Source organism: Microvirga sp. KLBC 81 (assembly GCF_003075415.1).
Taxonomy (GTDB): Bacteria; Pseudomonadota; Alphaproteobacteria; order Rhizobiales; family Beijerinckiaceae; genus Microvirga.
In genome coordinates this window covers 1-11,496 of the sequence record NZ_QDAH01000117.1, presented here as the reverse complement: position 1 = coordinate 11,496, position 11,496 = coordinate 1, and the positions used below count along the sequence as shown (strand labels likewise).

General features: G+C 61.1%; 14 protein-coding genes and 1 pseudogene. 9 read left to right on the top strand and 6 right to left on the bottom strand.

Annotated features, from left to right (window positions below):
* From DC522_RS30490 to DC522_RS30475, 4 genes are all read left to right on the top strand, one after another.
* Nucleotides 1–363 (top strand): CoA-transferase (locus tag DC522_RS30490; protein ID WP_305777717.1); only part of this gene is annotated, 363 nt, incomplete at its 5' end.
* 288 nt (nucleotides 364–651) lie between these two features.
* Nucleotides 652–993 (top strand): phasin family protein, encoded by a 342-nt coding sequence (locus tag DC522_RS30485; RefSeq protein WP_116532238.1) that lies wholly within the window; start codon nucleotides 652–654, stop codon nucleotides 991–993.
* Between the two features lie 150 nt (nucleotides 994–1,143).
* Nucleotides 1,144–2,124: a phosphate acetyltransferase gene (locus DC522_RS30480; RefSeq protein ID WP_116532237.1), complete on the top strand. Its 981-nt coding sequence runs from the start codon at nucleotides 1,144–1,146 to the stop codon at nucleotides 2,122–2,124.
* A gap of 3 nt (nucleotides 2,125–2,127) precedes the next feature.
* Nucleotides 2,128–3,336, top strand: coding sequence for an acetate/propionate family kinase (locus DC522_RS30475; RefSeq protein WP_116532236.1), 1,209 nt, complete (start codon nucleotides 2,128–2,130; stop codon nucleotides 3,334–3,336).
* Nucleotides 3,337–3,645: 309 nt separating this feature from the next.
* On the opposite strand, the gene DC522_RS30470 is transcribed toward DC522_RS30475, so the two are convergent.
* The gene (locus DC522_RS30470) at nucleotides 3,646–4,164 is read right to left on the bottom strand and encodes an N-acetyltransferase family protein (protein WP_371680910.1); all 519 of its coding nucleotides are present in this window, start codon (nucleotides 4,162–4,164) and stop codon (nucleotides 3,646–3,648) included.
* Between the two features lie 129 nt (nucleotides 4,165–4,293).
* On the bottom strand, nucleotides 4,294–4,782 hold the full coding sequence (locus DC522_RS30465; RefSeq protein ID WP_116532235.1) for a CreA family protein: 489 nt from the start codon (nucleotides 4,780–4,782) through the stop codon (nucleotides 4,294–4,296).
* A 325-nt stretch (nucleotides 4,783–5,107) separates the two neighbouring features.
* On the opposite strand from DC522_RS30465, the pseudogene DC522_RS30460 reads away from it, so the two are divergent.
* Nucleotides 5,108–5,834, top strand: a pseudogene (locus tag DC522_RS30460) (IS6 family transposase).
* A 265-nt stretch (nucleotides 5,835–6,099) separates the two neighbouring features.
* Here DC522_RS30460 and DC522_RS30455 read toward each other — a convergent pair.
* The 3 genes from DC522_RS30455 to DC522_RS30445 all read right to left on the bottom strand — a co-directional run bounded on the left by DC522_RS30455 (nucleotide 6,100) and on the right by DC522_RS30445 (nucleotide 7,888).
* Nucleotides 6,100–6,312 (bottom strand): hypothetical protein, encoded by a 213-nt coding sequence (locus DC522_RS30455; RefSeq protein ID WP_116532234.1) that lies wholly within the window; start codon nucleotides 6,310–6,312, stop codon nucleotides 6,100–6,102.
* 291 nt (nucleotides 6,313–6,603) lie between these two features.
* Nucleotides 6,604–6,762, bottom strand: a complete 159-nt coding sequence (locus DC522_RS35170; protein ID WP_165820389.1) for a hypothetical protein — start codon at nucleotides 6,760–6,762, stop codon at nucleotides 6,604–6,606.
* 496 nt (nucleotides 6,763–7,258) lie between these two features.
* Nucleotides 7,259–7,888: a hypothetical protein gene (locus tag DC522_RS30445; RefSeq protein ID WP_116532232.1), complete on the bottom strand. Its 630-nt coding sequence runs from the start codon at nucleotides 7,886–7,888 to the stop codon at nucleotides 7,259–7,261.
* Between the two features lie 135 nt (nucleotides 7,889–8,023).
* Here DC522_RS30445 and DC522_RS30440 point away from each other — a divergent pair, with 135 nt between their 5' ends.
* The 4 genes from DC522_RS30440 (at nucleotide 8,024) to DC522_RS37620 (ending at nucleotide 10,941) form a co-directional block, all read left to right on the top strand.
* Entirely contained in the window at nucleotides 8,024–8,218 is a 195-nt protein-coding gene (locus tag DC522_RS30440) for a hypothetical protein (RefSeq protein ID WP_116532231.1), read from the top strand.
* Between the two features lie 280 nt (nucleotides 8,219–8,498).
* Nucleotides 8,499–9,857, top strand: a complete 1,359-nt coding sequence (locus DC522_RS30435; RefSeq protein ID WP_116532230.1) for a DUF3422 family protein — start codon at nucleotides 8,499–8,501, stop codon at nucleotides 9,855–9,857.
* Between the two features lie 434 nt (nucleotides 9,858–10,291).
* Entirely contained in the window at nucleotides 10,292–10,570 is a 279-nt protein-coding gene (locus tag DC522_RS30430; RefSeq protein ID WP_116532229.1) for a hypothetical protein, read from the top strand.
* A gap of 149 nt (nucleotides 10,571–10,719) precedes the next feature.
* Nucleotides 10,720–10,941 carry a DUF3563 family protein gene (locus DC522_RS37620; RefSeq protein WP_116532228.1) on the top strand — a complete coding sequence of 74 codons (222 nt, stop codon included), beginning with the start codon at nucleotides 10,720–10,722 and terminating at the stop codon, nucleotides 10,939–10,941.
* A gap of 306 nt (nucleotides 10,942–11,247) precedes the next feature.
* On the opposite strand, the gene DC522_RS30420 is transcribed toward DC522_RS37620, so the two are convergent.
* On the bottom strand, nucleotides 11,248–11,496 hold a 249-nt coding region (locus DC522_RS30420; RefSeq protein WP_116532227.1), incomplete at its 5' end, for a DDE-type integrase/transposase/recombinase.

The following is an 11,496-nucleotide window of genomic DNA, read 5'->3' as shown; positions in this document are numbered from 1 at the left end:
AATTGGATGGTACCGGGCAAGATGGTGCCCGGCATGGGCGGCGCCATGGACCTAGTGGCCGGAGCCAAGCGCGTCATCGTGGCCATGCAGCACACCGCCAAGGGACGCCCGAAGATCATGCGGGAGTGCTCCTTGCCGCTCACGTCGGACCGGCCGGTGGATCTCGTGGTCACCGAGCTCGCGGTGATCGGTTTTCCAGATGGCAGGGCCACTCTTCTGGAAACAATGGAAGGTGTCACCGTCGAGGAGGTCGTCGCCGCGACCGAGGCCGAACTCGCGATTCCCGCTGAACTGTCCGACACGAGAACATCTAAGGCCAGATTCTCCGAGGTCACCCGGTCTTCGATGGGAGAGGCGATATGACCGCATCGCTCAACCCCGCTGCACCCCACCACCTGTTGGCCCTCATCCGTAGCGGGTTCGTCGAGATCATAGGCGGCAGTGTCTCGGTCTTGGCTGAGCGCAGGTCCTGTCGCCGGAGGAGCTCACGCACGACCGCCGTGCCGAGGAATTCGTGCGCCTGGAGGCCGTACGCAAAGCCATGCGGGACGACAGGGCGCACCAGGTGGCCGATTTCGCCATCGGCTGCCTGAAGCAGGCGAGGACAACCCTTTCATTCTGACGAAGAAGTCTGTTCAAGGAGGACGATTCATGACCACCACCACGCCGAAGACATCAGGGCTATCAGACACGCTGCGCAGCGGCACCGGGATCGCTTTTCCCGGTGGCGGCCAAGCCCTCTCGAACGCCGCGGAAGCCTGGCTCGTTGCGACCACCGAATGCCAGCGCGAGATGATCGGCTTCGTCTCGATGCGGCTTGAAAAGGACGCCGAGATCACCCGCGAAATGATGGCCTGCAAGAACCTCGCGGACGTCGCGGCCATCCAGTCCCGCTGGATCGAGCAAACCCTCCGCGACTACAATTCCGAGATGAGCAAGCTGATGACCATCTGCACCAAGTCGGTAAATGGCGGCGTCAGCCCAAAGGAATAAGGTCTCCGACGAAGGAGGCGCTTGCGAAAGCGTGAGCCGCTGTCGATCACCACCTCGTGGGCTTGAGACCGGCGACGCGGCTCAAGCATCAAATCCGCCGTCCCGGCGGTCCATCCCGACCGCCATCGAGAGCAACCAGGGAAATCCGTCATGACACTTGCAACTGCAGCCCAGGATACGTCTCAGCAGGGTCAGCGGCGGCACGACAAATACGACCGACTCGTTGCGACGGCTCAGTCCCTTCCGAAATTGAAGGTGGCTGTGGTCCACCCCTGCGATCAGGCGTCCCTAGGCGCGGTATTCGAGGCCGCCGAACTCGGCCTGATTGATCCAATCCTCGTCGGACCGCAGACCAAGATCATGGCCACCGCGCAGGCGCTCGGCAAGGATGTCTCTCAGATGCGCGTCGTCAACGCGCCGCACAGCCATGCGGCAGCCGAGAAAGCGGTCGAACTCGTCAAGGCGGGCGAAGCGGAGGCTTTGATGAAGGGCAGCCTCCATACGGATGAACTCATGGGCGCCGTCGTCTGCCGCGAGGGTGGCCTGCGCACGGCACGCCGGATCAGTCACTGCTTCGTCATGGACGTTCCCGGCCATGAGACCGCGCTCATCATCACCGACGCGGCGGTGAACATCGCACCGACGCTGGAGGACAAGGTCCATATTGTCCAGAACGCGATCGATCTCGCCCGGGCGCTGCGGGTCGAGCCGGTGCGGGTGGCGATCCTGTCGGCGATGGAGACCGTGAACCCGAAGGTGCCCTCGACCATCGAGGCCGCGGCGTTGTGCAAGATGGCGGACCGCGGTCAGATCACGGGCGGGATCCTCGATGGTCCGCTGGCGCTCGACAATGCCATCGACCTTGGCGCCGCGACGATCAAGAAGATCCAGTCGCCAGTCGCCGGGCAGGCCAACGTGCTCGTAGTCCCGGATCTCGAAGCCGGCAACATGCTCGCCAAGAGCCTGACCTTCCTGGCCGACGCCGATGCAGCCGGCATCGTGCTCGGAGCCCGCGTGCCGGTGATCCTCACGAGCCGGGCCGACTCGACGATCACCCGGCTGGCCTCCTGCGCCGTCGCCTCGCTCGTGGCCGACGCGCAGCGCAAGCAACTCGCCATGCCGGAGGTCTGAGCCATGACGCCGGTCCTCATCGTCCTCAATGCCGGGTCATCGAGCCTCAAGTTCCAGGTTTTCGATGTGCCGGACGGCGTGGAGCCGCGGCTTGTCTGGAAAGGCCTCTATGAAGGGCTGGGAGGATCGACGCATTTCCTCGTCAAGGACACGGATGGCGCAGTCCTCGATGAGATGACGTGGGACTCCGGCGACCGGTTCGGGCACGAAGAGGCGCTGGTGCACCTCGTCTCGCGGTTGAGCCAGTTTCGGGAGGAGCGCAAGCCCGTCGCCATCGGGCATCGGGTCGTCCATGGCGGCGAGGCCTTTTCACGCCCGGTTTTGGTCGACGAAGCCGTCATTCAGAGGCTAGAGGCACTGGTGCCGCTCGCGCCGTTGCACCAGCCCCACAACCTGGAGCCGATCCGGATCGTCCGCCGCCGCCTGCCGGGCATGCCGCAGGTCGCCTGCTTCGACACAGCCTTCCATCAGACGCAGTCCGACATCGCGAGTCTGTTCGCCCTGCCGCGCGAGATGCGTGAACGCGGCGTGCGGCGCTACGGCTTCCACGGGCTTTCGTATGACTACATCGCGTCCGTGCTCAAGGACTACGATCCACGCCTTGCCGAGGGCAGGGTGGTCGTCGCGCATCTCGGCAACGGCGCGAGCCTGTGTGCCCTCAAAGACGGTGTCAGCATCGCGACAACCATGGGTTTCTCCGCTCTTGACGGTCTTCCGATGGGAACCCGCTGCGGTGCCGTCGATGCCGGTGTCGTCTTCTTCATGCTCCGGGAAATGAAGCTCAGTCCGGAGGAAGCCGAGCGCGTGCTCTACACCAAGTCCGGATTGCTTGGGGTTTCCGGCATCTCGAATGACATGCGGGTGCTGCGGTCGAAGGCAGCGACCAATGCTGACGCCAAGCGGGCCATCGACCTGTTCGTCTACCGCATCACGCGTGAAATCGGGTCGCTCGTCGCGGCGCTGGGTGGCATCGACGGGCTCGTCTTCACGGCCGGCATTGGTGAGAACGATGTGGCGACCCGCGCCGAGGTAATCGCCGGCCTCGCCTGGGCAGGGCTCACCCTTGATGAGGCCGCCAACCGCACCGGCGGCCCGCGCATCTCTTCCCGATCCGGGCCCACGGCGTGGGTCATCCCTACCAACGAGGAACTCGTGATCGCCCGGCAGACGCGCAGCGTGCTCGGCGCGATGCAAGCCAAACTCGCATCCTGAACAGGAGACTGATGCCACGGTGACGCCGATGACCAAGCCGGAAGTGTCACAGGCCCTACAGGAAGTCGCGGGATGGGACGCTTATGTCCCTGGCCGACCTGTGGAATTACATGACCGAGATGCAGAGGGCGCAGGCCGCCAAGTAGCTCGGGAGCATGAACCAGGCCGAAAAGGGCGGCTGCGGGCTACATTTACCGTGCCAAGGCTCCCCGCAATCCGCTTACAGACCTCTCAGCGCCGGCCGATGCGGTTCACGAGAGTGCCAAGGCAAATTTCGACGCGGGGCCACGGCAACGAGGTGGTTCGACTTCATGAGAGCTGAAGCACAACATGAACGGTGTCCGGCTCCCGCCGGGTCCTGATCCCAAGCCCGCTGGTCTCGAGCACCTTCAGCATCGCAATGTTGTCCGGCAGAACCTCCGCGATAAGCTCCCTGAGCCCGACCTGACGCGCCATGGCCACGAGATGACGCATCAGAGCCGTGCCAATGCCGTGCCCCTGATGCGGGTCGTCTACCGCGAAAGCCACCTCGGCTTGGCCCGGCTGCACGACGACATAGCGGGCTTCGCCGACGATCACCGGTTGCCCATTCTCCTTCAGCACGGCGACCAGGGCGACATGGCTCGCGAAGTCGATATCAAGGTAGAGGTTGACTTCCTGCTTCGTGAAGTCGCGCCTGAAGCCGAAGAAGCGCCGGTAGAGAGATTGGTTGCTGGTTCGGCCGACGGAGGCGAGCAGGCCAGCCCGGTCCTCGGGCCTGAGGGCGCGGATTTCAACGGTGCGCCCGTCGCGCAGGGTCTCGGTGGCGGAGTAGTCGCATGCCTCCACGATAGTTCTCAATCCCTTACGCCGGGATTAGAGCCGGCGCTGTACGTCACAATCCTACTATTTTCGATTCAAGCATAATCAAGATGAGCTTTTCAAAGCGAGCGAACCGAACTCAGTCGCTCTGAGCCGTTACTGCGGATGCCCTTTCGTCCAGGTCGCCTGCGTATTGTAGAGAGGCACGGTCGAGATCGACATCTTGGCACTGCCCTGTTGCACCTGCCGGGTGTGGGCGAGGTAGATCAGCGCGTTGTTCTGCCGGTCATAGATGCGGTTCACCACCAGCTTCTTGAAGATCAGGCTCCGGCTCTCGGTAAAGACTTCCTCGCCGTTGCGATCGAGGTCGATGTTGCTGATGGTCACTGGCCCGGTCGTTTGACAGGCGATGGACGAGTTGGACGGGTCCTCGAACCAGTTGCCTTGCTGCAGCCGGTCGATCAGGCTGCGTTCGAAATAGGTCAGGTGACAGGTCACACCCTGCACCTTAGGGTCCAGGATAGCCTCGATCACGATATCGTTGCCGACCCAATCCGTTTTGACCTTCCCGACGACTTCAGCTTGGGCCGGGATACCAATAAGCCATGCCGCTGCGAAAGTTGTTGTTAAAAGCATTCTCGCCATCTTTCACACCTCATCGTCAGAGTGAGCCAGACCCACCTTCCATGGAACAAGCCTCAAGTTGCGCTTTCAGGCGGGTTCGGCCAGCCACTATACGCTTCAAGATCCACCAAGGATTGCATATCGATCTGCAACAGCCTTGACCTGAATCAATGTCGTTTGACGTCTGGATAGGGAGGTGTGGTCATCATAGCAGCCGCGTGGAGTTTGCCATAGGAAAGGCTACCGGGCTGGGTGAGCGTGCAATGTTGTCTGATAAAGCTTGGCAGAGATATTGCGGCACCGTCAGATTAACCGGAGGATGACCGGATCAGGCTATCCATGAGGGATGAAACCGACCCGTCATCCTCGTTACGCTCGCCACCGCTTTCCACCTGAAGTGATCAGCCATGCCGTCTGGATTTATTTCCGGTTCCCACTCAGTCTCCGGATGGTTGAGGAGATGCTGGTCGCCCGAGGTATCCTGGTCAGCCACGAGACGGTGCGACAATGGGCGATGAAGTTCGGCCAAACCTTTGCCAACCAGATCCGCCGGCGTTTGCCCGCATCCGGAGACAAATGGCATCTTGATGAGGTTGCTATCAGCATCGCCGGCAAGAAGCACTGGTTGTGGCGGGCCGTAGACCAGCACGGAGCCGTGCTCGATGTCCTTGTTCCTCGATGTCCTTGTTCAAAGCCGCCGCGATGCAAAAGCAGCCAAACGCCTGCTGCGGAAGCTACTTAAGAGGCAGGGCATGGCGCCTCGCGTGATGATCACCGACAAACTCGCGAGCTACGGTGCCGCAAAGCGAGAGATCATGCCGGCTGTCGAACATCGCCAGCATCGAGGGCTGAATAACCGAGCCGAGAACAGCCATCAGCCCACCCGACGGCGAGAGCGCATCATGAAGCGCTTCAAATCAGCCGGACAGGCCCAGCGCTTCCTCTCGGCCCACGATCAGGTTGCTAATCTCTTCCACCGTCCTGCCAACACCAACGCCTCTGATCATCGCCGTGCTCGTGCTCGGGCCTTGCAGGTCTGGGCTGAGGTGACTGGTATCGCGAGCGTCGCCTAAGTCTGGATGCGAGCCGGGGTCGGTATGTCCTTCTTCAACAACTTGACGGTGCCCTCTTTGGAAAACGACGATTTCGAACCTTGATCTTTTGTTTTCCAGACTCACAGCTTTTTGCGGGCCATGGAGAATAAAGGGTTTCAGCGACTCGCACTAAATTGGCGGCGACACGTGGCGGAATTGGGAGGCGCACTGGATTTAGGTTCCAGCGGCGCAAGCTGTGGGGGTTCGAGTCCCTCCGCCCGCACCAGTCTATGAGTGCCGCGGCTTATGAGCTCGTCCAGGTCTCGATGGCTTCCTTCAGGCCTGCCGGCAAGTCGATCGGAGCCTTGGACTCCGAGGCTGTTCCTGAGGAAGCGAGCTCGGAGAGGAACGCCCGGTACCTGTCGACCTTGGGTTCTTGCGCCGTGTCGACGCTCTCCGCCGCAGCATCATTCGGCGAGCCGGAGAACAGGCAGAGGAGTGCGAGGATCGCGCGCATGGTTCGACTCCATCCGGGGACACAGTTGACGAGCGTACCGTGGCATTTCCGGGACTGGGGAGGCGTGCGGAAAGGCACACCATACAGAAGGGTCGACCCATACCGGACTGTCATTCGGCGTTGAACTCAGACCCCTTCATGGACTGAGCGTAAACCGCTGATTGGCTTGGAACCTTCTGCGGATCGAGAGGGTCACGACCGGTGCCGATTGTAACCCCTTTGTTTGGGCTGTTTATTCTGCTGATTCAACCGGTTGCGCCTGTACGGACGGGGCAACCGTTCTGAGCCGATTTACAGCGTGGCGATCTCGCCGACCTGCTTCCAGCATGCGATGGCCGGCATGGCGCCCGGATACCCCGAGGACGTCGTATTCCCGGGCGGTGTGACGACCGCGCAGATCGACGATGTCGCCGTCGGGAAGAGGCTCTCGGCACTTGCTGCAAGTGACATGACCGACGACACCCCCGCGGAGGCCCCGACCGACCCATCCCTGATGCGCTTGGGGAGCGCGCAAGGTCCGTGCAATAAACTGCGCAAAACCGGACAAACTCAGAACGATGCTCCTCAAGCTCGACCAGCGTATTCGTGGCGACCGCCCCAAAGGCGGCGGGAAACGCGAAAGAGATCCATACGAGGCCAGCGCAAGATCTAATTCTGATTATATGTCGGGATTATCAAACAGATCTTGCGCTGGCCCCTGGCTCAGAAGGTCCTTCATGGCAGCGGCAGCATGTTTATCCTTTGCATTGGTCATGGTGAGGCTCCTCTCGGAGGGTGACTTGGACATCACCGTCCTGCCATGACCGCACCGATCAGGCGATTTCCAGAGCCTTCACCACACTACCGGCCGCTCAGGGCAGCGGACCAATGGAATCGTGAGGTTTGGAAAGGGCTCAGGTGATCCTTGCCAAAGTGCTCGGAGCTGGAAGCCGACAGTCGCAGGGAGCTAAGGGGGATAGGGAACGCTATCCAGCACGCCGGTAATGATTTCCGAGGTGGAAGGATTGCTGGCTTTGGGTTGATGAGCCTGCGTTTCCCAGAACGTCAGCACCTGGTCGATCTGCTCCATCGTTCCGCACTCGCCGATCAGGCACATCATGGGGCAGGGCAGGTAGCCCAGCCATGTGGCGTCGGCCAACAGGGTGCGTCCGCCGCTCAGCCCCAGATCGTACCCACCGGCCCAGCTTAGGAACGCCTTATGTTGGTCGTGCATCAATCCGCCCGGATCAAGGGCGTCGCCGAACCGGGCCCGTTCCCGCCGCTTAAGCCGATGGAGCCTCACTTCGGTCGGTACGTACAGAAAGACCACCAGATCGAGGTGCGGAAGCAACGGATCGCCCCAGCCGGCGACAGGTCCCGACAGCACCCAGCGGGGAGTGGAAGCCGCAACCTCCGACAGCATCCGCAACCGCTCCGGAGGCGTCCGCCTTCTCCGGAACGGTGGCGTGGTTGGCAACCAGTAGAAATCGTTAACATCGAGATGCTGGCACGCCAGCCGGCGCGCGAGCGCCCATGCCAGGGTTGTGGAACCGCAGCCTGCTGCTCCAAAAACGTGAACGCGCTCCAGAGGTCGCATCGCTCACCTCTGCAATCCTTGCTGCTCCGTTGAAACCAGTCACCGCGATAGCGGTTCCCCTCGTCAACGTACGTTAGCTTAGGTGGGCATATTCCTGCCCACTTGGCTGAAAAAGAAGCAGCCGGAGCAACACATATGCCAGCCGACACTCCGCGCAACCCACGCCGGTGGGTTCAGGTTCGCCCGCCGGATCTCGCCGCTCTCATGATGGCCCGTGCTATGGCGGAGTTGTACCGGGATGAGCCTGACAGCCCTCTGCCGGCGCCGTTGGTGACCCTCCTGTGGCAGATGGAGCGCTGGCGGAAAGAACCTGGAAAGCATGGCGGCTGATCAGGAATGTTGGCACCAATATATGGTAAGCCCATGCCACTTCCTTGATTGCTGTTGAGGGAAGGGCATGAACTGTCCTATTGCCAAGGCAATCCAGACTCGCGGCAAATTGACCTTCGTCAAATTCAGCCCTGCTGCGTTGAGTCCAGGCCAGCAGCCTGCAAGAATGAATCATCAGCAGGCCGAGTGCATCAAGTTGCTTCCATAACCAGGGCAGAAGATCCCCGGCTCAGACCAAGTCCTTAGGGAAGAAGCGCCATCTTCGTGTTGAGGATGGACTATGTTGGACTACCGTGACCCGATATCGACGAAACCGGCAGGCTCGCATGCGCCGACCCTCCCGGATCAAGGGGCCAAAGCTCATCCGATCGCCAGTCATCCGCTGCGCCATCAATTGAACAACGAGGTGCATGCCAGACCTCCCACACCTCTGGGCTCCCCTGAGCGGGTCTCGTATCTGGCGATCCATAGCGGTGAGCAGGGCGCAGCGGACGATCACGCCTGCCTCGTCAGGCTGTGCGAGCGCTATGGCATCACGCCACCGCAGGCTGGCGTGAACCACTTTTCGCAGGACTTCGGCCCCTTTCGCCTGAAATGGGAGCGCCACACCGAATTCGTCACCTATACGTTCTTCGTGCAGGGTGGCACCTCTGAAGCACCCTTCGGCTCGCCGGCGATCGACGTGGTTGCCCTCGACTGGCTGTCCCAGTTGCCTGATCAAACGCTCGTGGCCGCCCATGTCGCCGTCCTGCCGAGCGAGGCGCCAGCCCCGACGGGCGATGAAGTGTCCTGTCATTTCTCAACCGACAGTGTCATCGGCAGCCTTGTGTCGAGCGGTGCCGCGACTGTTTTTACCGACTATCGCATCCACGCCGACGGCTTCTCCCGCATCCTGATCTATGACCACCGTCTCGGCCGGCGGCAGGCCGGCAGATTGGTCCAGCGGCTGCTGGAGGTCGAGGCCTACCGGATGATGGCGCTCCTGGCCCTGCCTGTAGCAAGCCACATTGCTCCTGACATTGCCCATTGCGAGCGCAATCTCGCCGACATTACCGCGTCCATGACGAGATCTGACGGCGTCGAGCATGAGCGGAAACTGCTCGATCGCCTGATCCAGCTGGCAACCTCAATCGAGCGCATGTCGGCGGCGACCGGTTACCGCTTCCGTGCCGCCCGCGCCTACCACAACCTCGTCGAGCGACGCATTGCGGAGTTGCGGGAGGAGCGCATCCCCGGCCTGCAGACGATCGCCGAGTTCATGGATCGCCGCTTCCAGCCTGCGATGCGGACCTTGATCTCGACGGCCGAGAGGCTGGAGAGCCTGTCGCAGCGAACCACAAGAGCCAGCGACCTGTTGCGGACCGGAATCGATATCACCATGGCCGAGCAGCATCGTGATCTGCTCCGGTCCATGGACCAGCGGGCGCGCTTGCAGCTTCTCCTCAACGAGGCGGTCGAAGGCCTGTCGGTGGTGGTGATCACCTACTATGCCCTGGGCCTGATCGGCTATGGGCTGAAGTCCCTCAAGCCTATCGATCTTGGCATGGATCCTGATGTGGTCACGGGACTGGCCTTTCCGATCGTGTTTGCTCTGGTGTGGCTGAACGTTCGACGTTTGAGAAAGAAGCTGCTGCATTAAAGGCAGCCGGAGCCAGGCTGAGCTGGCAACCCAGCTCAGTTTCCGGTTCGGAATGGCTCTTCCGCAAGCATCGTGCTGGTTCAGAGGCCAAGGGCAGCTAGAGCTGCACCCCAAAACGAGATGGGCCGGCCACGGTGCCGTGGTGGTTCTCCAGACGCACCGAGGGGAACCACAATGGACGTCATGCCGCCATACACGACAAGATAGCCCTGGCTTCTGAGACTGCGATCAGCCTCGTTCAGGGACGCAAGCCATTGGCGAAGGATCTTCATCAGGACAGCCTCGATCAGATCATGCGATCCAAATGAAGCAAAATGCGTGCCAGACGCAGTTGGCCTTATGGAGTTGGTCAGATCGTTAGGAGGCTGCGACAATTGTGCACTGCACAAATCGCCTCTTCCCTCGTTTGCTTGTCGGATGCTGGAGAGGAGCTCATGGACCGCAAGAAAGCCATTCCGGCCGCGTGGAGCCGGCGCCGCACGCGCCATGATCCGCCTGATCTCGACGAGGCCATTGCGGCCGCGCAAGGCCTGACAGACCAGATCGAAAGCCAGGTTGAAGTGGCCGCACAGTTGAGCGGCCTGCCAGAAGAGGATGTCAGACGTCGAGTGCTGATGACGCAGGCTCAGCCCGGGCGGAGCCGACCGGCGCTTGCTCGAGGGCGACAGACCGAGGTTGTCGTCATCAAACGACGTGGTCTGCGCACCAACTGAGCGAAGCTTCCTCATAACGAAGCCTTCACGCCAGCTTGCAATCACTCAGACAAGGTCAAAGACCAACGTGCCAGAAGGGAAGAAGCTTACAACAGATAATCTGCCGGGGAAGCGCCAGAGGGCTCCAGATACATCACAGGAGCCATGACATGATCTTGTTCTCACTTTGCAAACTCGCCTCCAACTTCCCGCATCTGTCATCGGGCTTTGGACGTCATCTGAGCTGGGTTCGACATGAACTCCTGCCCACCGATGAAGAGCGGGATGCGGCGCATCTCGCATCAGCCACAGACCGCCACGAGCTGGAGTTCCGCATTCGAGAGCTCGGCCGATCGAACCGGCAGAGACGCGGACCGTTTTGCGGCTTCTGATCACAGAGCAAACAACCGGACAACAATCCAGACCTGCATCGTCAGACCTGGGCCAGCGGCTCCCTTTTGGATTGGAAGACGTGATGCAACCACTCTTCTCGGTTGGCCAGCTTGTCCGCATGAGAAAGGCGGCTGGCGGGATCTGTGAGGTCGTGCGCATCTCCCTGTCGTCGATGATGGCATGGTCCTGTACGTGATCAGGAGTGAACAAGGGGCTGAGATGATCGTGCGACAACACGAGCTTGGAAGGGCTCTGTCGCAAATCCTGACTGAAGTTGAAGGGACAGAAACGAACTTCACTCAGCTTCATGCCGCGAGCAGTTCGAACTGCTCCGCAAGTGACAGGTTCGAAGGACAGGCGTACTTCGCCTGTCCTTTGCGCATCATGTGAACCATTTCGATCCCGCCCAAGACTATGCGAGCGCTGTTCACCGACTTGAACCCAAGCATGGAACGAGCCCGCCTTTTGATGGCACGATGGTCCTGCTCGATGCGATTATTCAGATAGGCGCTCTGCCGGATCCGGATCGGTTTCAGCTTGCGCCCATCTTGGAG